The organism is Streptomyces gardneri (assembly GCF_006539185.1).
Lineage (GTDB): Bacteria > Actinomycetota > Actinomycetes > Streptomycetales > Streptomycetaceae > Streptomyces > Streptomyces gardneri.
The window spans coordinates 1-21,510 of the sequence record NZ_BJMN01000028.1; the positions used below are offsets into that span (position 1 = coordinate 1).

General features: G+C 72.4%; 20 protein-coding genes. 17 read left to right on the plus strand and 3 right to left on the minus strand.

Annotated features, from left to right (window positions below; translation table 11 throughout):
* The first annotated feature begins 150 nt into the window (after positions 1-150).
* The 12 genes from fbaA (at position 151) to SGA01_RS21450 (ending at position 13,335) form a co-directional block, all read left to right on the plus strand.
* Positions 151-1,173 (plus strand): class II fructose-bisphosphate aldolase, encoded by a 1,023-nt coding sequence (fbaA, locus tag SGA01_RS21395; RefSeq protein WP_024758827.1) that lies wholly within the window; start codon positions 151-153, stop codon positions 1,171-1,173.
* 77 nt (positions 1,174-1,250) lie between these two features.
* On the plus strand, positions 1,251-2,411 hold the full coding sequence (locus SGA01_RS21400; protein ID WP_141298049.1) for a MalY/PatB family protein: 1,161 nt from the start codon (positions 1,251-1,253) through the stop codon (positions 2,409-2,411).
* 212 nt (positions 2,412-2,623) lie between these two features.
* On the plus strand, positions 2,624-4,078 hold the full coding sequence (locus tag SGA01_RS21405) for an MFS transporter (RefSeq protein ID WP_141298050.1): 1,455 nt from the start codon (positions 2,624-2,626) through the stop codon (positions 4,076-4,078).
* A 239-nt stretch (positions 4,079-4,317) separates the two neighbouring features.
* Positions 4,318-4,731, plus strand: a complete 414-nt coding sequence (locus tag SGA01_RS21410; RefSeq protein WP_141298051.1) for a DUF3151 domain-containing protein — start codon at positions 4,318-4,320, stop codon at positions 4,729-4,731.
* 295 nt (positions 4,732-5,026) lie between these two features.
* Positions 5,027-5,842: a DUF3152 domain-containing protein gene (locus SGA01_RS21415; protein ID WP_308699068.1), complete on the plus strand. Its 816-nt coding sequence runs from the start codon at positions 5,027-5,029 to the stop codon at positions 5,840-5,842.
* Between the two features lie 124 nt (positions 5,843-5,966).
* Positions 5,967-6,818: a tryptophan 2,3-dioxygenase family protein gene (locus SGA01_RS21420; RefSeq protein ID WP_141298053.1), complete on the plus strand. Its 852-nt coding sequence runs from the start codon at positions 5,967-5,969 to the stop codon at positions 6,816-6,818.
* The gene (gene kynU / locus SGA01_RS21425; RefSeq protein ID WP_141298054.1) at positions 6,811-8,013 is read left to right on the plus strand and encodes a kynureninase; all 1,203 of its coding nucleotides are present in this window, start codon (positions 6,811-6,813) and stop codon (positions 8,011-8,013) included. The genes SGA01_RS21420 and kynU overlap by 8 nt, the downstream gene beginning before the upstream one ends.
* Before the next feature lie 103 nt (positions 8,014-8,116).
* Positions 8,117-8,986 (plus strand): alpha/beta hydrolase, encoded by an 870-nt coding sequence (locus SGA01_RS21430; protein ID WP_141298055.1) that lies wholly within the window; start codon positions 8,117-8,119, stop codon positions 8,984-8,986.
* A gap of 110 nt (positions 8,987-9,096) precedes the next feature.
* A complete protein-coding gene (locus SGA01_RS21435) occupies positions 9,097-10,005 on the plus strand; it encodes an FG-GAP repeat domain-containing protein (RefSeq protein ID WP_229918234.1) in 909 nt (302 codons plus the stop codon).
* A 77-nt stretch (positions 10,006-10,082) separates the two neighbouring features.
* Positions 10,083-11,417, plus strand: a complete 1,335-nt coding sequence (locus tag SGA01_RS21440) for a sensor histidine kinase (protein WP_141298057.1) — start codon at positions 10,083-10,085, stop codon at positions 11,415-11,417.
* Positions 11,414-12,079, plus strand: coding sequence for a response regulator (locus SGA01_RS21445; protein ID WP_141298058.1), 666 nt, complete (start codon positions 11,414-11,416; stop codon positions 12,077-12,079). Before SGA01_RS21440 ends, SGA01_RS21445 begins: the two co-directional genes overlap by 4 nt.
* A 53-nt stretch (positions 12,080-12,132) precedes the next feature.
* Positions 12,133-13,335: a cytochrome P450 gene (locus SGA01_RS21450; RefSeq protein WP_141298059.1), complete on the plus strand. Its 1,203-nt coding sequence runs from the start codon at positions 12,133-12,135 to the stop codon at positions 13,333-13,335.
* Here SGA01_RS21450 and SGA01_RS21455 read toward each other — a convergent pair.
* Positions 13,293-14,741 carry a hypothetical protein gene (locus SGA01_RS21455; protein ID WP_141298060.1) on the minus strand — a complete coding sequence of 483 codons (1,449 nt, stop codon included), beginning with the start codon at positions 14,739-14,741 and terminating at the stop codon, positions 13,293-13,295. The two genes, SGA01_RS21450 and SGA01_RS21455, sit on opposite strands and share 43 nt — an antisense overlap.
* 112 nt (positions 14,742-14,853) lie before the next feature.
* Complete coding sequence (locus SGA01_RS21460) at positions 14,854-15,711, minus strand: diacylglycerol kinase family protein (protein WP_176602605.1); 858 nt, start codon at positions 15,709-15,711, stop codon at positions 14,854-14,856.
* Positions 15,712-15,821: 110 nt separating this feature from the next.
* Here SGA01_RS21460 and SGA01_RS21465 point away from each other — a divergent pair, with 110 nt between their 5' ends.
* The gene (locus tag SGA01_RS21465) at positions 15,822-17,105 is read left to right on the plus strand and encodes an adenylosuccinate synthase (RefSeq protein ID WP_024760101.1); all 1,284 of its coding nucleotides are present in this window, start codon (positions 15,822-15,824) and stop codon (positions 17,103-17,105) included.
* A gap of 79 nt (positions 17,106-17,184) precedes the next feature.
* Here the strand turns inward: SGA01_RS21465 and SGA01_RS21470 are convergent, their stop codons facing one another.
* Positions 17,185-18,015: an oxidoreductase gene (locus SGA01_RS21470; protein ID WP_141298062.1), complete on the minus strand. Its 831-nt coding sequence runs from the start codon at positions 18,013-18,015 to the stop codon at positions 17,185-17,187.
* An 87-nt stretch (positions 18,016-18,102) separates the two neighbouring features.
* Here SGA01_RS21470 and SGA01_RS21475 point away from each other — a divergent pair, with 87 nt between their 5' ends.
* The 4 genes from SGA01_RS21475 (at position 18,103) to SGA01_RS21490 (ending at position 21,507) form a co-directional block, all read left to right on the plus strand.
* The gene (locus SGA01_RS21475) at positions 18,103-19,017 is read left to right on the plus strand and encodes a LysR family transcriptional regulator (RefSeq protein WP_167534151.1); all 915 of its coding nucleotides are present in this window, start codon (positions 18,103-18,105) and stop codon (positions 19,015-19,017) included.
* A gap of 75 nt (positions 19,018-19,092) precedes the next feature.
* Positions 19,093-19,662: a DUF6232 family protein gene (locus SGA01_RS21480; protein WP_141298064.1), complete on the plus strand. Its 570-nt coding sequence runs from the start codon at positions 19,093-19,095 to the stop codon at positions 19,660-19,662.
* The gene (locus SGA01_RS21485; RefSeq protein ID WP_141298065.1) at positions 19,659-20,027 is read left to right on the plus strand and encodes a hypothetical protein; all 369 of its coding nucleotides are present in this window, start codon (positions 19,659-19,661) and stop codon (positions 20,025-20,027) included. The genes SGA01_RS21480 and SGA01_RS21485 overlap by 4 nt, the downstream gene beginning before the upstream one ends.
* Positions 20,028-20,397: 370 nt before the next feature.
* Positions 20,398-21,507 (plus strand): hypothetical protein, encoded by a 1,110-nt coding sequence (locus SGA01_RS21490; RefSeq protein ID WP_141298066.1) that lies wholly within the window; start codon positions 20,398-20,400, stop codon positions 21,505-21,507.
* Positions 21,508-21,510: the final 3 nt, after the last annotated feature.

Consider the following 21,510-nt stretch of genomic DNA (forward strand, 5'->3'; position numbering starts at 1 on the left):
CGGGGTGTTTCACGTGAAACACCCCGCCCCTTGGTGTGCCGCGCCCGTGGGAGCCAGGACGAGAGTCTGAAAGGATGGGGGCGACGATGACGTCGCCCCCAGGTCAGGGACAGCAACGCACACACCCCGCACATCACAAGGAGCGGACGAATGCCCATCGCAACCCCCGAGGTCTACAACGAGATGCTCGACCGGGCGAAGGCAGGCAAGTTCGCCTACCCGGCCATCAATGTGACCTCGACCCAGACTCTGCACGCGGCGCTGCGAGGCTTCGCGGAGGCCGAGAGCGACGGCATCATTCAGATTTCGACCGGTGGCGCCGAGTTCCTGGGCGGCCAGTACAACAAGGACATGGTCACGGGCGCCGTTGCCCTGGCCGAGTTCGCGCACATCGTCGCCGCGAAGTACGACATCACGGTCGCTCTGCACACCGACCACTGCCCGAAGGACAAGCTGGACGGCTACGTCCGTCCGCTGCTCGCCGTCTCCGCCGAGCGCGTCGCCCGTGGTGAGAACCCGCTGTTCCAGTCGCACATGTGGGACGGCTCCGCCGAGACCCTCGCCGACAACCTGGCCATCGGCCAGGAGCTGCTCGCGCTGGCCGCCGCCGCCAAGATCATCCTTGAGGTCGAGATCACCCCGACCGGTGGCGAGGAGGACGGCGTCACCCACGAGATCAACGACGAGCTGTACACCACCGTCGACGACGCCATCCGCACCGCCGAGGCCCTCGGCCTGGGCGAGAAGGGCCGCTACCTGCTGGCCGCGTCCTTCGGCAACGTCCACGGCGTCTACAAGCCGGGCAACGTCGTGCTCCGCCCCGAGCTCCTCAAGGACCTCCAGGCGGGCGTCGCCGAGAAGTTCGGCAAGGTCAACCCGTTCGACTTCGTCTTCCACGGTGGCTCGGGCTCGACCGCCGAGGAGATCGCCACCGCGCTGGAGAACGGCGTCGTGAAGATGAACCTCGACACCGACACCCAGTACGCCTTCACCCGCCCGGTCGCGGACCACATGTTCCGCAACTACGACGGTGTCCTGAAGGTCGACGGCGAGGTCGGCAAGAAGTCCACCTACGACCCCCGCACCTGGGGCAAGCTGGCCGAGGCCGGCATGGCCGTCCGTGTGACCGAGGCGTGCGCGGCGCTGCGCTCGACCGGCACGAAGCTGAAGTAATCGTTGAACGACGGGCCCGGTACCTCCCGAGGTGCCGGGCCCTCGTGCGTCCAGGACACTTCCCAGGGGAGGGCACGATGTACGACTTCGACCGTGAGATAGACCGGCACGGGACCTGGTCGGTCCAGTGGGACGGGATCGCGGACCGCTTCGGCGTCCCCGACCTGCTCCCCTTCACCATCTCCGACATGGACTTCGCCTCCCCGCCGGAGGTCCTCGCCGCCCTGCGCGACCGCGTCGACCACGGCGTCTTCGGCTACACGGACTGGCGGCTCGGGGAGTTCCGGGACGCGATCCGGCACTGGTACGCGAGCCGGTACGCGACCGGGATCGACCCGGAGGCGCTGGTGTACGCGCCGTCCGTGCTCAACCAGCTCTCGCAGCTCCTGCGGATGTGGACGGAGCCCGGCGACGGCGTCGTCGTGCACACCCCCACCTACGACGGCTTCCGCAAGGCGGTCACCGGGCTCGGGCGCGAGCTGCGGGGCGTGCCGCTCGGGGACCTCGACGCCCTGGAGCGGGAGCTCGCCCGCCCCGACAGCCGGATGCTGCTGCTCTGCTCCCCGCACAACCCGACGGGCCGGGTGTGGACGGAGCAGGAGCTCGCCGCCTTCGCCGAGCTGGCCGAACGGCACGGCGCGGCCGTCGTCAGCGACGAGATCCACGCCGACCTCACCACCGACGGCCACCGGCACGTCCCGTGGACCCGGGTGGCCGAACAGGGCCGGGGCCGCCGCTGGGCGCTCGTCACCTCCGGCACGAAGGCCTTCAACTTCCCCGCGCTCTCCGGCTCGTACGGGATCGTCGGCGACCCCGACGCCCGCCAGACGTTCGTCCGGCGCATGGAGACCGGCGAGGGCCTCGCCTCGCCCGCCGTCCTCTCGCTGACCGCCCACATCGCCGCGTACCGGCAGGGCGCGCCGTGGCTGGACGAGCTGCGCGGCTATGTCGCGGGCACGATGGAGCTGCTCCGGGAGCGGCTGGCCACGGGGCTGCCCGGTGTCGTCTGGGAGCCCCCGCAGGCCGGCTACCTGGCCTGGATCGACCTGCGCCCGCTCGGGATCGAGGAGACCCGGCTCCAGGAGGAGCTGGTGTCCGTGGAGAAGGTCGCGATCATGCCGGGCGGGGTGTACGGGACGCCGGGTTTCGTCCGGCTGAACGTGGGCTGCCCGCGGAAGAAGGCCGAGCGGGGCGTGGACGCGCTGATCAGAGCGGCGACCCGGCTGCGGACGCGCTGATCAGAGCGGCGACCCGGCTGCGGACGGGCTGATCCGGGCGGCGACCTGGCTGCGGACGGGCTGATCCGGGCGGCGACCCGGCTGCGGACGGGCTGATCCGGGCGGCGAACCCGCTGCGGACGGGCTGACGGCGCCGGCCGGAGTCCGCCCGGCGACTGCCCCGGCGGCCGCGTCGGCGAGCGGCGCCCGCGGCTTCGCGGGACCATGCAGGCATGGGTGAGCGGGACGTGCGGATGGCCTCGGGGACAGGCCGGTGGATCCTGTTCACGACCGTCCTCGGCTCCGGGATGGCGCTGCTCGACTCCACCGTCGTCAACGTCGCCCTCCCGCACATCGGCGAGGACCTGGACGCCGACCTCGGTGCCCTCCAGTGGACCGTCAACGCCTACATGCTGACCCTCGCCGGACTGATCCTGCTCGGCGGGGCGCTCGGCGACCGGTACGGGCGGCGCCGGGTCTTCGTGATCGGGGTGGTGTGGTTCGCGCTCGCCTCGCTGCTGTGCGGACTCGCGCCGAACACCGAGGTGCTGATCGCGGCCCGCGCGCTCCAGGGCGTGGGCGGGGCGCTGCTCACCCCCGGCTCGCTCGCGCTGATCCAGGCCAGCTTCCACGAGGACGACCGGGCCAGGGCGGTCGGCCTGTGGTCCGGCTTCGGCGGCGTGGGCGCGGCGATCGGGCCGTTCGTCGGCGGCTGGCTGGTGGACGGGCCCGGCTGGCGGTGGGTGTTCCTGCTGAACGTGCCGCTCGCCGCCGTCTGCGTGCCCGTGGCCCTGCGCCATGTGCCCGAGTCGCGGGACGAGACCGCGCACGGTCGCTTCGACGTGCTCGGCGCGTTCCTGGGCGCGGCGGCGCTCGGCCTCGTGACGTACGCGCTGATCGGCGCGGCCTGGTGGGCGGGGGTGGCCGGGCTCGTGCTCGGGGCGGGGTTCGTGGTGGTGGAGCGGCGGCGCGGCGAGCGTGCGATGGCGCCGCCGTCGATCTTCGCGTCCCGGCTGTTCACGGCGGTCAACCTGGTCACCCTGTGCGTGTACGCGGCCTTCGGCGGGTTCTTCTTCCTGGCCGCGCTCCAGCTCCAGGTGGTCTCCGGCTACTCGGCGCTCGGCGCCGGTACGGCCCTGCTGCCGACGACCGTGCTCATGCTGCTGCTGTCGGCGAAGTCCGGGGAGCTGGGGGAGCGGATCGGCCCCCGGATCCCGCTCACGGTGGGGCCGCTGCTGTGCGCCGCGGGAATGCTCCTGATGCTGCGGGTCGGGGAGGACGCCTCGTACGTACAGGACGTGCTGCCGGCCATGCTGGTGCTCGGCCTCGGCATGACGGCCCTGGTCGCGCCGCTGACCGCGACCGTCCTGGCCTCGGTGGACGTGTCCAGGGCGGGCCTGGCGAGCGGGATCAACAACGCGGCGGCGCGGGCGGCCGGGCTGCTCGCGGTGGCCGCGCTGCCGCTGCTCGCCGGGATGGGCCCGGAGGCGTACCGCTCGGCGGAGGAGTTCGACGAGACCTTCCGGCGCGCGATGCCGATGTGCGCGGGGATCCTGGTGGTGGGGGCGGTGCTCGCCTGGACGACGATGCGCACCCCGGCCGAACGGCCCGGATGCCACCCGGAGTGCCGCGTCCACTGCGGGGTGACGTCACCGCCACTGGACCCGGGGGCGAACGCCTCGGGCTGAGACACCCGCTGCTTCGGGCCGGGCAGCTCGGCCCGAGGGCACCGCCCGGGCCGCCGGGGCCGCTCGGGGGCGAGGACGCAGCCCGGGCCGCCGGTCCCGCTCGGGGGCGAGGGCGCCTCCCCGGCCCCCGACCCCTCAGACCCACCGACGCCGCCGACACCGCTCGGCCCGAGGCCGACCTCAGGTCGCCCGGGCAGCGCGGCCCGAGGGCGGGGGCGGGCACCCCCTAGGCTGTGGCCATGGCCATCCACGAGAACCTTCTGGGGGGACCGGCCCCCACCCACCTGCCCGACGACCCGGGTCCGCGCGAGCTGCTCGCGAACGGCACGGCGCCGGCCGAGGTCGCCGCGCAGTACCCGACCTCTTCGCTCGCCTGGGCCCAGCTCGCCGACGACGCCTTCGAGGGCGGCCGGGTCGTCGAGTCGTACGCCTACGCCCGTACCGGCTACCACCGCGGCCTGGACGCGCTGCGCCGCAGCGGCTGGAAGGGCCACGGCCCGGTGCCGTGGGAGCACGAGCCGAACCGCGGCTTCCTGCGCGCGTTGCACGCCCTCGCCCGGGCGGCCGGCTCGATCGGCGAGAAGGAGGAGTTCGAGCGCTGCACGACCTTCCTGCGGGACTCCTCGGAGACCGCGGCGGAGACGCTCGGCTGACCTGCCGGACCGCTTCCCGGACGACCTGATCCGTCCCGGTTTCCCCCTGTCCCACCGGGCGGGCGGAAATCGGGACAGACCCTCTCGACGTGTTCGAGCGTGTTCGAGGACGGACGAAGAGGGCCGGTACGATCCCCGGGACCGCAGGACCGAAGACGCCGGTTTCCGAGGCCCCAACTCCTCTTCCCCCACACCGGCCGACACAGGGGAGAAGTCTGTCGTGGGCAAGCGTGCCGCACCCGCAGGACGGCGAGGGACACAGAGCCGCCGGCGGGCCAGAGGCAGACGCGGCCCCGTGCGCCGGCTCGCGTTGCCGGTCCTGGTCCTGATGACCCTCGCGCTCGGCGGCGGAGCCGCCCTCGCCCACTTCAACGGCCGGACGGCCGACGATGCGGCCGCCCCCGCGCCGGAGCCGACGCCCGTGACCGAGGCGCCCACGACGGACGCCCCCACACCCCGGCCGACGACGGCGAAGCCGAAGCCGAAGGCCACGACGGCGAAGCCGAAGCCCAAGCCCAAACCGACCCCGAAGAAGACGACCGTGCCGCAGTCCGGCGCGGGGACGTTCACCACCGCGCAGGCCTCCGGCGACGCGGTCGGCACCGGCGGCTCGCTGCGCCGCTACCGCGTCCAGGTCGAGGACGGCATCGAGCTGTCGGCGCACGGAGCGGCCGCCGAGATCCAGCAGATCCTGGCCCATCCGCGCAGCTGGGCGGCGCACGGCCGGGGCCGCTTCCAGCTGGTCTCGCAGAACGCCGACTTCGTCATCCGGATCGCCACCCCCGACACGGCGGACGCCCTCTGCGCCCGGCAGGGCCTGAACACCCACGGCGAGCTGAACTGCGAGACCGCCGACGGCGTCGTCGTGAACCTCAAGCGGTGGATGCTCGGCTCGCCGACCTTCGCGGGGGAGGCGGCCGAGTACCGGCACCTGATCATCAACCACGAGGTCGGCCACGAGATCGGCATCCGACAGCACATGGGCTGCCCGGGTCCGGGCAAGCCCGCGCCCGCGATGATGCAGCAGATCAAGGGCCTGAACGGCTGCCGTTCGAACGCGTTTCCGTATGACGAAGACGGTAGCTACATCACGGGGCCGATCGTGTCATGATGCCGTTGGGACGGCGCGCGACGAAGCACGCCTCCCGAGGGGACCGGGGCTCCCGTGCCGCAGGGAAGAAGGCGCGCACGGTGGAGCAGACCGCTACCCGGTAGTTCGTATCGAGGAGACAGCAATGTCACTCCCCCCGGTTTCCCCCGATGCCGGAGCCGGTTCGGTCGACCCGAACCTCGACTTCGCGGGTACCACGCCGTACGAGGACTACGTCCAGGCGGACGTCCTCACCCACCTCCAGCACCTCCGCTCGGACGACCCCGGCGAGATGGTCTTCCTGGTCACCACCCAGGTCATGGAGCTGTGGTTCACGGTCATCGTCCACGAGTGGGAGACCGCGAGCCGCGCCCTGCGCGAGGACCGCGTCCCCGTCGCGATGGACGCGCTCAAGCGCTCGGTCCGCGAGCTGGAGGCGCTCAACCACTCGTGGCGGCCGCTCGCCCAGCTCACCCCCGGCCAGTTCAACGCCTACCGGGCCGCCCTCGGCGAGGGCTCCGGCTTCCAGTCGGCGATGTACCGCCGCATGGAGTTCCTGCTCGGCGAGAAGTCCGCGTCCATGCTCGTCCCGCACCGGGGCGCGCCCCGCGTACACGCCGAGCTGGAGAAGGCGCTCCAGGAGCCGAGCCTGTACGACGAGGTCCTCGCCCTGCTGGCCCGGCGCGGGCTGCCCGTGCCGCAGTCGGTCCTCGGCCGTGACCTCGCGCAGCGGTACGAGCCGTCCCCCGAGGTCGAGGCCGTCTGGGCCGGGATCTACGCGGACGCCGACCAGAACACCGAGCTCGTCCGGCTCGGCGAGGCCCTCAGCGACGTCGCCGAGCTGATCTGGCGCTGGCGCAACGACCACCTGGTCGCGACCCGGCGCGCGATGGGCGCGAAGACCGGCACCGGCGGCTCGGCGGGCGTGGCCTGGCTGGAGAAGCGGGCCCAGAAGAACGTGTTCCCCGAGCTCTGGACGGCCCGCAGCCATGTCTGAGTCGTACGAGGAGAAGGCAGCCCGGCTCGACGCGGCCGACGAGCTGGCCAAGTACCGCGAGAAGTTCGCCCTCGACGCGGGGACCGTCTACCTCGACGGCAACTCGCTCGGCGCGCTCCCCGCGCACGTCCCGGCCCGCATGGCCGATGTGATCACCCGTGAGTGGGGCGAGCTGCGCATCCGCTCCTGGGACGAGTCCGGCTGGTGGACCGCGCCGGAGCGGATCGGCGACCGGATCGCCCCGATCGTCGGCGCCGCCCCCGGGCAGATCGTGGTCGGCGACTCGACGAGCGTGAACGTCTTCAAGGCGGTCGTCGCGGCGGCCCGGATCAACGGCGACGATCGCGACGAGATCCTCGTCGACGCGACGACCTTTCCCACGGACGGGTACATCGCACAGTCCGCGGCGCGCATGACGGGTCACGAGATCGTGGCGTGCGACCCGGCCGACATGGCGGACGCGGTGAGCGACCGCACGGCCCTCGCGCTCGTCAACCACGTCGACTACCGGACGGGCCGGCTCCAGGACCTGCCCGGCCTCACCGCCGCGCTCCACGCGGCGGGCGCGCTCGCCGTCTGGGACCTGTGCCACAGCGCGGGCGCCCTGCCCGTCGGCCTGGACGCCCACGGGGTCGACCTGGCCGTCGGCTGCACCTACAAGTACCTGAACGGCGGCCCCGGTTCGCCCGCGTACCTGTACGTCGCCGAGCGCCACCAGGCGGCCTTCGACTCGCCGCTGCCCGGCTGGAACTCGCACGCGGACCCGTTCGCGATGACCCCCGGGTACGAGGCGGCCGCGGGCGCCGTGCGGGGCCGGGTCGGGACGCCGGACATCCTCTCCATGCTGGCCCTCGAAGCGGCGCTCGACGTCTGGGACGGGGTCGCCATCGAGGACATACGGGCCAAGTCCCTGGCGCTCACGGACTTCTTCCTGGAGTGCGTGCGGGCGTACGTGCCGGCGGGCCGCGTCGTCTCCGTGACGCCGGACGCGCACGGCGAGCGGGGCAGCCAGGCCGCGCTGAGCTGCGAGAACGCGCCGGCCGTCATGGCCGAGCTGATCAAGCGCGGCGTCGTCGGCGACCTGCGCCGCCCCGACGTCCTGCGGTTCGGCTTCACCCCGCTGTACGTCGGCTTCGCGGACGCGGAGAAGGCGGCGCGGGTCCTCGCGGAGGTCCTGGCAGACCTCCCCGCCTGAGGAACGACCGTCCGATGATCGCCTGATCTGCGGGGGCTCCGGTGCTGGTACCGTCCCCGCAGGTCAGGCCAATTCGGCCGCGTCACCGAGAGGTTGGAACAGCATGCCGGACCCCGCCGCGCGCGATGCCGCCGAAGAAGCGTCGGCCTTCTCGCACCCGGCCGTCCCCCCGGACGCCTCCGCCGCGTACGGCGACCACCCGGACCAGGTGGTCGACTTCTACGCCCCGCGCGACGGCCGCACCCGGGCCCCGCTCGTCGTCGCCCTGCACGGCGGCGCCTGGCGGGCGCCGTACGACCGGCAGCACCTCACCCCGTTCGTGGACTTCCTCGCCCGCCGCGGCTTCGCCGTGGCCAGCGTCGAGTACCGGCGCGGCAGCGACATCCCCCGCCAGGGCGGTACGTCCCCGGTCGCCGGGCGCTGGCCGGAGACCTTCGACGACGTGGCGGCCGCACTCGACGCCGTACCGGACCTTGCCGCCGTCCACCTGCCCCAGGCGGACACCGCCCGGATCGTCCTCACCGGCCACTCGGCCGGCGGCCACCTCGCCCTCTGGGCCGCCGCACGGCACGTCCTGCCCGCGGACTCCCCCTGGCGACTGCCCGCCCCGCCCGCGCTGCGCGGGGTCGTCGCCCTCGCCCCGATCGCCCACTTCGGGCGGGCGGTGGAACTAGGCGTCTGCGGCGGCGCGGTCACCGAACTCCTCGGCGGCGAGACGGAGTACGAGCGCCGAGCCCCCTTCGCCGACCCGGCCGCCCTCCTCCCGACGGGCATCGCCACCACGATCGTCCAGGGCCGCGAGGACACCGACGTCCCGCACACGGTCGCCGAGGCGTACGCGGACGCGGCGGCGAAGGCCGGCGAGGAGGTCGGCCTCACACTCCTCGAAGGCGTCGGCCACTTCCCCCTGATCGACCCGGCAGCGGACGCCTGCGCGGTGGTCTCGGAGGAGATCGCCCAGCTGGCCTGGTGACCGTCTCCGGAGTCGAACGTTCAACGCATTCCTCGTACAACCACGGGCCCCGATCACGAGTCTGATCAGGCACGGCACCGCCGTGTCCGATCTTCTCGTGGGAGTCCACCTTGCAGTTCCGTTCCACCGGCATCCGCCTCGCCTCAGCCGTTCTCGCCGTCACGGCCCTGGGCGCCGGCACCCTCGCCACCGCCCCGGCTGCTTCCGCGGCCGGCTCGGCCTCGACCAACCCGCACGACTACAACGGCAACGGCTCCACCGACGTCCTCGCCCGGGACGCCGACGGCGTGCTGTGGCGCGACGACCTGAGGGACCGTCCGTACTACGGCCTGATCAGGACCGAAACGACCACCCGTGTCGGCGCGGGCTGGGGGGCGTACAAGCAGATCGAGGCGGTAGGCAACGTGGGCGGCGCCGCCCACGGCGATCTGGTCGCGGTCGACGGCTCCGGCGTGCAGTGGCTCTACCTGGCCAAGGGCGACGGCACGTTCGCCCCCCGGCTGAAGGTCGGCCCGGGCTGGCAGGGCTACAACAAGATCGCCGGAGGCTCGGACCTCGATGGAGACAACCGCTCCGACCTGGTGGCCACGGACAGCGCCGGCGTCCTGTGGTTCTACAAGGGCACCGGCAGCTACGCGAAGCCGTTCGGGACCCGGGTCCGGGTCGGCGGGGGCTGGCAGGCCTACAACCACCTCACCGCCGTCGGGAACATCGCCGGCACCGCCGCCGGGGACTTGGTCGCCCGTGACACCTCCGGCGTCCTCTGGCTGTACCAGGGCAACGGCCACGGCGGCTTCTCCACCCGCGTGAAGATCGGTGCCGGCTGGGGTGCCTACTCCCAGCTCATCGGCGCCGGCGACGTCGACAACGACGGGCGGCCGGACCTGATCGCGTACGGGACGAGCGGCGAGTACGGCGCGCACGTCTACAGCTCGACAGGCAACACCACCGCCCCCTTCACCCGTCGGACGACGGACCTCTACAAGTACCAGGGCGACAACTACAGCAGCGTCGCCTGAGGCCTGCTCTAGTCCTCAAGGGGGACCCGGAAGGATCCGCATCCAGCGGGACGACCGGGTCCCCCACCCCCCGTACCGTGGTTCGCGTGACCCAGACACAGACCTCCGAGACGAGCCGCAGCCCCGAGCTCCACCTGGTGCAGGAAGCCCTCGGCGGGCTGCGGCAGGAACTCTTCCACGACGCCTTCGCCTACCGACCGCTGCCGCGCATGGACGTGGACAGCGGGCCGACCCGCTTCCTGCCGAGGCGGATACGGGTCTACACCGGGTTTCTCCCGCACGCCTTCGTCGCGTTCTGGGCCGTGATCGTCTTCGCCCTGGGGTACGACCGGATCTACTACGGCTTCGGTGCCGCGGCGCTCGTGGCCACCTGCGTGCCGGCCGCGATCGTGCTGCTCACCCTGGTCCGGCCGGTCCTCGCCTTCTGGGCCTCGCTCGGCGCGGCCCCCTTCATCGGGTACATCGCCGGTTTCGACGGCGGTTGGCCCTGGTCGGCGGCCTGCCTCGTCGCCCATCTGGTGATCCTCGTCGTGGTCGCCGCGCGCACCCGGCCCCGTACCGCCGTGTGGATGTGGCTGGTGACGGCCGGCTACTGCCTCTTCACCGAGATGTTCCTCGGCCGGGGGCGCAGCTCCGACTCGATCCCGCTGCTGTTCGTCGCGGCGCTCGCGCTGCTCACCGTCTCCATGTTCCAGGTCCGCCGCCAGGCCACCCGCGAGGTCACCGCCCAGCAGACCGTGACCGCCCAGGAGATCTCCAAGCGGACCGTCCTGGAGGAGCGCACCACCATCGCCCGGGAGCTCCACGACGTCGTCGCCCACCACATGTCGGTGGTCGCCATCCAGGCCGAGGCCGCGCCCTACCGGGTCGAGAACCCGCCGCCGGAGCTGGAGCAGGCCTTCCTCACCATCCGTGAGAACGCGGTCGCCGCGCTGACCGAGCTGCGCCGCATCCTCGGGGTCGTCCGCGCCGAGGACTACGAGGCCCCCGACGCCCCGCAGCCGACCCTCGGCGATCTCGACTCGCTCGTCCGCAATGTCACCGAGGCCGGGCTCGTCGTCGAGAAGACGGTGACCGGCGCGGTGCGGGAGCTGCCGCAGGGCGTGGAGCTCTCCGCGTACCGGATCGTCCAGGAGGCCCTGTCGAACGTGCTGCGGCACGCGCCGGGCGCGGCGGCGAAGGTCGAGGTCAGCTATGTCCTCGGGGGGCTTGGGCTGCGCGTCGCCAACGGGCCCGCGCGCGGGCTCGTGAAGCCCTCGCCCGGGGCCGGGCACGGCATCACCGGCATGCGGGAGCGTGTGACGATGCTCGGCGGGGAGATGACCGCCGAGGTGACGGCGGACGGCGGCTACGAGGTGGCGGCCTTCATCCCTGTGAGCCGTGACGAGGTCCGCGAGGAGGCCGGGGAATGAGCATCAAGGTGCTGATCGTCGACGATCAGATGATGGTCCGCGAGGGCTTCTCCGTCCTGCTCGGCGCGATGCCCGACATCGAGGTCGTCGGCGAGGCCGTCAACGGCCGGGAGGCGATCTCCCAGGTCGCCGCCCTCCGCCCGGACGTCGTCCTCATGGACATCCGCATGCCCGAGCTGAACGGCATCGACGCCACGCGGGAGATCGTCGCCGCCGACGCGGACGCGAAGGTCCTCGTCCTGACCACCTTCGACCTGGACGAGTACGTCTACCAGGCGCTGCGCGCCGGGGCCTCCGGCTTCCTGCTCAAGGACGCCTCGGCCCGCCAGCTCGCGGAGGGCGTGCGGGTGGTCGCGGCCGGCGAGGCGCTGCTCGCGCCGACCGTCACCAAGCGGCTGATCACCGAGTTCGCGAAGGCCCCCGGCAGCTCCCCGAAGCCGCCGGCGATGGCGCAGATCGGGGAGCTCACGGAGCGGGAGACGGAGGTGCTCGTGCTCATCGCGCAGGGCCTGTCGAACGTCGAGATCGCCGAGCACCTCGTCGTCGCCGAGTCGACCATCAAGACGCACGTGAGCCGGATCCTGGTGAAGCTGGGCCTGCGCGACCGGACGCAGGCGGCGGTCTTCGCCTACGAGGCGGGTCTGGTGCGCGTCGGCGGCTAGGCCCTGTCCGGCGGATCATGGCCGGGCCCGCGGCGAAGGGGTAGCGTCCGCTCATGGAAGCTGCTGACGTCGATGCCCTGTACGACCCCTGGTCCCCCGAGTTCGTCGCCGATCCCTACCCCGCCTACGCCCGGCTGCGCGCCGCCGGCCGCGCGCACTGGCACGGTCCCACCCGCCAGTGGCTGATCCCGCACTACGAGGACGTCTCGGCGCTCCTCCGGGACCGGCGGCTCGGCCGGACGTACACGCACCGCTTCACCCACGAGGAGTTCGGGCGGGAGGCGCCGGACGCCGCGCACGAGCCCTTCCACACGCTCAACGATCACGGGCTGCTCGATCTGGAGGCCGCCGACCACACCCGGATCCGGCGGCTCGTGTCGAAGGCGTTCACCCCGAGGACGGTGGAGAACCTGGCGCCGACGGTACGGCGGCTGGCTGCCGGCCTCGTCGGGGACCTGGTGGCGGCGGGCGGCGGCGATCTGCTCGCCTCGGTCGCCGAACCCCTCCCGGTCGCGGTGATCGCCGAGATGCTGGGCGTCCCGGAGGACGACGAGGAGCGGGCGCGGCTGCGGCCCTGGTCGGCGGCGATCTGCGGGATGTTCGAGCTGAAGCCCTCGGAGGAGACGGCCCGGCGGGCGGTCGCCGCCTCGATCGAGTTCTCGGACTATCTGCGGGAGCTGATCGCGCGGCGCCGCAAGAGCCCGGGGGACGACCTGATCTCGGGTCTCGTCGCGGTGGAGGGGCTGACGGAGCAGGAGATGGTCTCCACCTGTGTGCTCCTTCTGAACGCGGGCCACGAGGCCACCGTGAACACCACGGTCAACGGTTGGTGGACGCTCCTCAAGCACGACGTCCGCCCGGATCCCGAAAAGTTGTCCACAGCTGTGGAAGAAATCCTGCGCTACGACACCCCGCTCCAGATGTTCGAGCGCTGGGTCCTCGACGACATCGAGATCGGCGGCCAGATCATCCCGCGCGGCTCCGAGGTCGCCCTCCTCTTCGGCTCCGCCAACCGCGACCCGGCCCGCTTCGGCCCGACGGCCGACGAGCTCGACCTCACCCGCGCCGACAATCCGCACATCACCTTCGGCGCGGGCATCCACTACTGCCTCGGCGCCCCGCTCGCCCGCCTCGAACTGGAGGCGGTCTTCGGCGAGCTCCTCCGTCAGGCCCCGAACCTGCGGCTCGCGGCCGAGCCGGTGTGGAAGCCGGGCTACGTGATCCGGGGCTTCGAGGAGCTGCTCGTGGAGGTGTGAGCCTCCACGGGCGGGGCGAGCCGGTCGAGCAGCGCCGGGAAGCCCTTCCCGCCCGCCTCCCGGTACGGGCCCGAGGGCCACAGGGGGCGCCCGTCGATCCAGGGCACGATGAACGCGTCACCGTTCCGGGTGAGGTCCCGCCAGCCGTGCAGCCCGGCGGGGCCGACGGGCAGGGCCGGCAGCCCGCGGCGCGGGTGCTTCGGCGGCCCCGGCGGAACGAGCGGGAGCACCCCTTCGGGTGCCTCGTCCAGGCCGCCGTGCATCGAGAAGAACACCAGGACCGGGGCGCCGCCGTGCGGGTCGTAGAGGAGGACGTACCGGCGCGGGACGGGGGTGAAGGTGGTCGCGGCCCGGGCCAGCACCCGCACCGTGGGCAGGCCGGCGGTCAGCATCCGGTAGCCGGAGAACACGAGGCCGGCCAGGGAGACCGCCCCGGCGAAGAGCAGCTTCGGCATGTCCCGCTCCGACGGCCCGGTCAGCGCGACCGCGCCCATGGCCGCGCAGAACCCCAGCGCGATCAGCACCGACGTCACCCCGGCGATGCTCCGCAGGCTCCGCACCCGCCACCACGGCACCTCGCGCACGTCCGCCTCCGGGCGCGGCGCCTTGCCCGGGGGCTCGGCCTGCCGCTGGGCGTGGGCGGCGAGCACGGCGTACGTCGGCCCGGACACGGGCGGGCGGGCGTCGGTGGATACGGACGGCTCGTGTACGGCCGTGGGCGCCTGTACGACCGTCGGGTCCTGTACGTGCGCCGGCTCCGGTACGACCGTCGGGTCCTGTACGACCGACGCCTCCTGTACGACCGACGGCTCCTGTACGTGCGCCGGCTCGACCGCCGGCCCCTGCGGCTGCCTCGGGGTCGGCCGGTGCAGGAGCCCCTGCGCCTCCGCGAGCGCGACGATCCGGCGGCGCACGCGCTCGCCCCGGAGCGGCTTCGCCCAGATCAGCGGCCCGCCGCCGGGCGCTGCGAGCACCCCGCCCACGCGCGGGTCGCCGCACCACCAGAGCACGCCGTCCGGACCCGGCCGCACCAGTTCGTACCGCTGCCGGGTCGCGACCGCGGCCAGCGGCCACGTCTCGGGGCCGTCCGGCGCGCGCAGCACGAGGCTCGTCGCGTGCCCCTTGCCGCCGACCGTCGCGGCGGGGTGCGCCGACCAGGTGCCGGTGCCGAGCGTCCGCCGCATCCGCCGGGCGCCGAACAGCGTGGCGGCCCCACCGAGCAGCGAGACGATCCCGAGCGCGAGGGGCAGGTTGACCGCGCCGCGGGGCCAGGTGTCCGCGAAGAGCAGGCCGAGGCCGCCGGCCACCGCGATCGTCACGAGCCCCGCGACGATCAGCCCGACGGCTCTTCGCCGGGTCCGCTCCAGCGCCCTCGCCGTCTCCTCGACGTCCAGCGCACACGTCATCGCACGTCCCCCCGTCCGGTGAATGTCCCCCGGCGCGAGGCCCCACCCGGCATGCGCGCCAGGCCGTGATCCGAAATGTAGTCGAACAGACGCGACCGGACGGCGCTCCGGGTCAGGTCGCGGTACGGAGCTCCTGAGCCGCCTCCCGGGGCAGCGTCAGCCCCCAGGCGCCCGCCCGGGCCGTCCACGTCCGGCGCCGGACCGGTCCCGTGACGCGGCCGTCCGCGCGGTAGCGGAAGTCCGGGCCCGAGACGGTGAGGGTGCGGGCGGTCCCGTGGAGTGCCGGGGCGGCCGACGGGTGGACGATCACCTCCGCCGTCCCGGCGACCGAGCGGACCGAGACGCCCTCCACCGGCGTGTCCACGTCCGCGAGGAGCACCCCGTCCGCCTCCACCCGCAGCCGGTACGTGCGGACCGCGAGGGCCGTCGGGGCCGGGCGGACCAGCGTGCGGACCAGGGAGCGGCAGGTGCCCCAGACGGACGAGGTCGGCGCGCCCAGGTCGCGGACGGCCGGGACGAGCAGGTCGCCGAGGACGACCCCGTCGCTGTCGTCGACCAGCAGGTCCAGGCGGCGCACCGCCCCGTCGAGGACGGCCCGCGCGGCCGCCGGAGTGGAGCGCGGCACGCCGAGCGCGTGAGCGACTTCCAGGGCGTCCGGCGGGCCGATCGGGACGAGGGAGAGCGCCCCCTCGGCGAGCTCCCGCTCCCGGTGCAGCAGCGTCACCGTGCGGAGCAGCGCGCGGTCGTCGCCGAGCACCACGGGGTGCCGTGAGCCGCGCCGGGCCAGGGCCCGGGTGAATTCCTCAGGACTGTCCGGCAGGCAGATCTTCGCTTCTGCGCGCGCAGACAGGACATCCTTCGCGATCCGTACGGACTCGCCGTCACTTCGGCGGGCGACCGGGTCGACGATGACCAGCAGCTGGTCGTGATCCGACACCTCGGTCCTTCCTCGGGTAGCATCTTTGTGCAAGAGCCCCTTGCGCTATTGCGCCAGGGGCTTCGTCTATTCCGGGGCACACCGGTGAGGCGGCGTATGCCCCCTGACCTTGGACATGCCCCACCCGGAAGGGGTGTACGCCTGTGCCCGCACTTGTGCTGCTCGGTGCTCAGTGGGGTGACGAGGGCAAGGGAAAGGCCACCGACCTCCTCGGTGGATCCGTTGACTATGTAGTGCGTTACCAGGGCGGCAACAACGCCGGCCACACCGTCGTCGTAGGCGACCAGAAGTACGCGCTGCATCTTCTCCCTTCCGGAATCCTCTCACCGGGGTGCACCCCGGTGATCGGAAACGGTGTCGTCGTCGACCCGGCGGTCCTGCTCTCCGAGCTGAGCGGACTGAACGAGCGCGGCGTGGACACGTCGAAGCTCCTGATCAGCGGTAACGCTCACCTGATCACCCCGTACAACGTCACCCTCGACAAGGTGACGGAACGGTTCCTCGGCAAGCGCAAGATCGGTACCACCGGTCGCGGCATCGGGCCGACGTACGCCGACAAGATCAACCGCGTCGGCATCCGGGTCCAGGACCTGTACGACGAGTCGATCCTGGTCCAGAAGGTCGAGGCGGCGCTGGAGGGCAAGAACCAGCTCCTCGCCAAGCTGTACAACCGCCGCGCGATCGACGCCGCCCAGATCGTCGAGGAGATGCTCCAGTACGCGGAGCAGATCAAGCCGTTCGTCGCGGACACCACGCTGATCCTCAACAACGCGCTCGACGAGGACAAGGTCGTGCTCTTCGAGGGCGGCCAGGGCACCCTCCTGGACGTGGACCACGGCACGTACCCCTTCGTCACCTCCTCGAACCCGACCGCGGGCGGCGCCTGCACCGGCGCCGGCGTGGGCCCGACGAAGATCAGCCGGGTCATCGGCATCCTCAAGGCGTACACGACCCGTGTCGGCGCCGGCCCGTTCCCGACGGAGCTCTTCGACGCGGACGGCGAGGCGCTGCGCCGCATCGGTGGCGAGCGCGGTGTCACCACCGGCCGTGACCGTCGCTGCGGCTGGTTCGACGCGGTCATCGCCCGCTACGCGACCCGCGTCAACGGCCTGACCGACTTCTTCCTCACCAAGCTCGACGTGCTGACGGGCTGGGAGCAGATCCCGGTCTGTGTCGCGTACGAGATCGACGGCAAGCGCGTCGAGGAGCTGCCGTACTCGCAGACCGACTTCCACCACGCGAAGCCGATCTACGAAATGCTGCCGGGCTGGTCCGAGGACATCACCAAGGCCAAGACCTTCGCCGACCTGCCGAAGAACGCGCAGGCCTACGTGAAGGCCCTGGAGGAGATGTCGGGCGCCCCGATCTCCGCGATCGGTGTCGGCCCCGGCCGGACCGAGACGATCGAGATCAACTCGTTCCTCTAAGCGGTACGAAGCGGTACGAAGCGGTACGAGAGAAGGGCCCGCACCCCGGGAGACCGGGGTGCGGGCCCTTCCTCATGGGTCAGCCGTCGAGCCTCGTGTCCCGGCCGACCTTCTCCCAGGTGGTGAGGTCGCTCCGGACCTGCTCCAGGTGGCCCAGGATCGCGTCGATCGAGTCGTCGCCGAGGGCGAGCCGCAGCGGCGTCTCGTCGGCTTCCAGCGCGGCCAGGACCGCCGCCGCGGCCTTCGCCGGGTCGCCGGCCTGCGTGCCGCCCCCGGTCTCGACGAAGGCCCGGGTCGCGCCCACCGTGTCCGCGTAGTCGGCGATGCCGTCGCCGCTCAGGCTGTGGTTGCCGAACAGGCTCGTACGGAAGGCGCCGGGCTCCACGATCAGGACCCGGATGCCGAGCGGGGCGACCTCGGCCGCGAGCGCCTCCGACATGCCCTCCAGGGCGAACTTGGTCGCGCTGTAGGCGCCGAAGCCCGCCATGGACGCCTGCCCGCCGACGCTGCTGAGCTGCACGATCGCGCCCGAGCGGCGGGCCCGCATGTGCGGCAGGACCGCCCGGGTGAGGGCGGCCGGCCCGAAGACGTGCAGGTCGAAGAGGGAGCGCAGCTCGGCGTCGGCGGTCTCCTCGACCGAACCGACGTGCGTGCGGCCCGCGTTGTTGACGAGGACGTCGATGCGGCCGTGCCGCTCGGCGGCCTCCGCGACGACCCGGTCGACCGCCGCCGCGTCGGTGACGTCCAGGGCGACCGCGTCCACCTGGTCGGGGTGGGCGGCGACCAGGTCGTCCAGGGTCGCGGGGCGGCGGGCCGCGGCGACCACGACGTCGCCGGCGGCGATCGCGGCCTCGGTGAAGGCCCGCCCGAAACCGCTGTTGGCGCCCGTGATCAACCAGACCTTGCTCATGTCCGTACTCCCTCGAAGTCGTTCCCGGTGATGCAACAAGCCTGCGCCGAGGGCCCTTTGGCCGTCCAAGACCTCCTGTGATAACCCATGGGCATGACGACCAGTGATGTCCACGGCCGCGACCTGAGGTACTTCCTCGCGGTCGCCGAGGAACTCCACTTCACCCGCGCCGCCGAGCGGCTGTACGTCTCCCAGCCCGCGCTCAGCAAGCAGATACGGGCCCTGGAGCGGCAGCTGGGCGCCCCCCTCTTCGACCGCGACCGGCGGGGCGTCGCCCTCACCCCCGTCGGTACGGCCCTGCTGCCGCACGCCCGTGCCGCGCTCGCCGCCTGGGAGGAGGGGCGGGAGGCGGTGCGCCGGGCGCGGGAGGCGGCGGACGGCACCCTCGTCGTCGGCATGAGCACCAGCCCCGGGCGCGGCGGCCTGCTGCCCGCGATCCGCTCCCGCTTCACCGAGGCCCACCCGGGCGCCCGGCTGAAGCTGCGCCAGGTCGCCTGGGACGACCCGACGGCCGGGCTCGCCGAGGGTGGGAGCGACGTCGCCTTCGTCTGGCTGCCGCTGGCCGGCGCGGACCGGTTCCGCTGGGTCGTCGTGGCCACCGAGCCCCGGCTCGTCGCGCTCCCGGCGGCCCACCCGCTGGCCGCGCGCGAGAGCCTGGACTTCGCCGACCTCCTCGACGAGCCATTCCTCGCCCTGCCGGACAACGTGCCCGAACTGCGCGACCACTGGCTGGCGGTGGACGCCCGGGGCGGACGCCCGCCGGTGATCGGCGCCGAGATCGGCGGGGTGGACGAGACGTACGAGGCGCTCGTCGGCGGCCTCGGGGTCTGCCTGGTCGCGGCGGGCAACGCGCCCCTGCTCGCCCGCGAGGGCGTCGTCGTCCGGCCCGTCCGCGGCCTCACCCCCAGCCACCTCGTCCTGGCCTGGCGCGCCGACGACACCCGCCCCCTGGTGCGCGACTATGCCCGCGCGGCGGCCGAACTCCGCCCTCGGGAGGCCTGAACTCGCCTTGTTCGTAAGGGGAGTTGAGCGCTTAATGAGTCTCCACTCACGTGCGGTTCCGTCCCAGGGGGAAACATGGACACGACCGGACCACTCGTCACACCGCCGCCGCCGAACCGTCCACCCGCTCCGCCGCCCCGCGACGTCACCACCATCGACGTGAGCGTCAGCAGGAGCCTGCTGTGGGTGAACCGCGCGTGCTATCCGCTGGGGAACATCGCCCGCGTCCACACGTACGTCGTCGTGCCCGACCGCTGGGCCGCCGTGAAGCGGTTCCTGGCGATCGTGGTCATCCCGGTTCTGGTGCTGTCCGTGACCTCCGGCGAATCCGACGAGGGCGTGGACATCGCCCGGTTCGTCAGCCTCGCGGTCCTTGTCTTCGCCCTCGCGGACATGCTCATCGTTCTCTTCCGGCCGGAGCACTCGGTCCTGGCCATCGAGACCACGGGGGTGGCGATCGCCCTGCTCACCAGCCGCGACGCGAGCGTGCTCTCGGATCTCGTCCGCCGGATCGCGCTCGCGATCGAGAACCCGGACGCGGATTTCCACGTCCAGGTGGAGCAGCTGACGGTCAACATGAAGAACTACACCGGGGACACCGTCAACATCGTCGGAGGCCGCGACCACAAGGGGATCGTGAAGTGACGGCCGGCGACAACCACGGCGGAAACAACTACGGCGGCGACCAGGTCAACATCTTCGGCGGCGAAGGCCACACGGGCATCGTCCACCACCACGCCGGACCCCAGCAGCAGCCCACCCTGGAGGAGGCGCTGCGGACCGTCGTCGAGCTCATGCGGGTGCTGCGCGCGGAGGTGCCGCCCGAGGACCGGGGCTCCTTCGACGACGCCCTGCCCGTCCTCGCCGCCGACGAGGACGCCACCCCGCCCCCGGTACGGCGCCGGGCGCTGCTGACGGTCGCGGGCATCGCCGCGCTGCTCGGGACCGTCGGCACACCGCTCCTGGACGCGGCCCGTGCCGCCCTGGAACTACTCGGAGTAGGCGGCTAGAGGCTCTCCGAGCGCCGCGCTCACGCAGCGTATTCGGGTACCCCGGCCCCGAGTTGCCAACTCGGGGCCACGGGAGAAGAGTGGGTCCTGTGATTCCTGTGCACCGTTGAGTCGTGGAACTCCGGTCACCCAGGGCCGCCTTCAGAGGCCGGCCCCCGCGGACGAAGCAGCACCCTGACAGCCACCTGGATTCACCATGACCACAACCGCCCAGCGACGAGTCGTCCGAGCTGCGAGCGCGTCCCTTCTGGCGGCGGGCCTGGCGCTGTCGTCAGGCATGAGCGCCATGGCGGCATCCTCCGCGCCGGCGCAGGTGCAGGCCGCCGAAAGGGCCCAGCCGACACCGCCACCACCTGCTGAGGAGGAGCAGGTGCCGCCGCCTGTGGAGGAGGAGCAGGTACCGCCGCCCGTGGAGGAGGAGCAGGTACCGCCGACGGTGGATGAGCAGGTGCCTCCCGTCGAGGAGCAAGTGCCTCCCGAAGAGGAGCAGGTGCCTCCTGAAGAGGAGCAGTACAACCCCGACCAGGGGGAAGAGCAGAACCCCGCGGACGAGGAAGTGAACCCCGACGGGCAGCAGGGAGTGCTGCCCGCTGAGGGCGAGGAAGCGCCTCCTGCCCAGAACGTCGCGATTCAGACCCTGACCGCCGGCGAGCTCAAGCAGGCGCAGGACAACCTCGCGGCCACCAACCTCTCCGCCGCGGAGAAGGCGAAGGTCAAGAAGCAGCTGGACGACCTCCAGGCCATCATCAACGGGAACGGGTCGCAGCAGCAGAAGGACGAGGCCAAGGCCCTCGCCAAGGGGCTGGCCGAAGCGCTGAGGCTCAGCAAGGACGCGGACTTCCCGAAGGAGGACCGGGAGAGGTACGCGAAGCTCGTCCTCGGCGTCACCACAGCGCTGGAGAAGGTCAACGGGACGGGGTCCGTCGCCGAGCGGCTCGTCTACTTCAAGGTCCTCCAGGACCTGAACACCGTCCTCACGAAACTCACGGACAAGAACCTGACCGTGCAGGAGAAGGTGCTCTACTCCAAGTACGCGGACGTGCTCCTCGGCGGCGTGCTGGCCGCACAGCAGCCGGGCACCGCGCCGACGAAGCCGGAGGACAAGAAGAAGCTCCAGGAGAAGCTGCAGAAGAACGCCGCGGCGCTCAAGGTCTACCAGAGCGCGGACTCCTCCCCGGAGCAGCGGGCCGAAGCCAAGGCGACGCTCGACGAGCAGGCCCGGTCGGTGACCGACGCCAAGTACCTGGAGCTCGTCGAGGAGCTCAAGCGCCTGAAGGCACCGCAGGCCTGCCTCGACGTCGTGCAGACCCGGACGCAGCAGGCCGGCTGGCCGGACGGCTCCCTCTGGGGTCTGACCGACAAGTCCTGCGAGGACACCGTGAAGGCGGGTGCGGCGGACAGCAGCAGCGACTGGGCCGCGCTCTTCGAGTGCATCGTGAACGAGCCGTTCAGCACGTGCCCGGCCCGCATCCCCGAGTAAGCC

What these genes read in the sequence shown, in the direction of transcription:
- fbaA (WP_024758827.1), top strand. Translation starts at nt 151, where the DNA reads ATGCCCATCGCAACCCCCGAGGTCTACAACGAGATGCTCGACCGGGCG.
- SGA01_RS21430 (WP_141298055.1), top strand. Translation starts at nt 8,117, where the DNA reads ATGCCGGACCCCGCCGCGCGCGATGCCGCCGAAGAAGCGTCGGCCTTC.
- SGA01_RS21400 (WP_141298049.1), top strand. Translation starts at nt 1,251, where the DNA reads ATGTACGACTTCGACCGTGAGATAGACCGGCACGGGACCTGGTCGGTC.
- kynU (WP_141298054.1), top strand. Translation starts at nt 6,811, where the DNA reads ATGTCTGAGTCGTACGAGGAGAAGGCAGCCCGGCTCGACGCGGCCGAC.
- SGA01_RS21480 (WP_141298064.1), top strand. Translation starts at nt 19,093, where the DNA reads ATGGACACGACCGGACCACTCGTCACACCGCCGCCGCCGAACCGTCCA.
- SGA01_RS21475 (WP_167534151.1), top strand. Translation starts at nt 18,103, where the DNA reads ATGGGCATGACGACCAGTGATGTCCACGGCCGCGACCTGAGGTACTTC.
- SGA01_RS21445 (WP_141298058.1), top strand. Translation starts at nt 11,414, where the DNA reads ATGAGCATCAAGGTGCTGATCGTCGACGATCAGATGATGGTCCGCGAG.
- SGA01_RS21455 (WP_141298060.1), bottom strand. Translation starts at nt 14,741, where the DNA reads ATGACGTGTGCGCTGGACGTCGAGGAGACGGCGAGGGCGCTGGAGCGG.
- SGA01_RS21420 (WP_141298053.1), top strand. Translation starts at nt 5,967, where the DNA reads ATGTCACTCCCCCCGGTTTCCCCCGATGCCGGAGCCGGTTCGGTCGAC.
- SGA01_RS21405 (WP_141298050.1), top strand. Translation starts at nt 2,624, where the DNA reads ATGGGTGAGCGGGACGTGCGGATGGCCTCGGGGACAGGCCGGTGGATC.
- SGA01_RS21470 (WP_141298062.1), bottom strand. Translation starts at nt 18,015, where the DNA reads ATGAGCAAGGTCTGGTTGATCACGGGCGCCAACAGCGGTTTCGGGCGG.
- SGA01_RS21410 (WP_141298051.1), top strand. Translation starts at nt 4,318, where the DNA reads ATGGCCATCCACGAGAACCTTCTGGGGGGACCGGCCCCCACCCACCTG.
- SGA01_RS21450 (WP_141298059.1), top strand. Translation starts at nt 12,133, where the DNA reads ATGGAAGCTGCTGACGTCGATGCCCTGTACGACCCCTGGTCCCCCGAG.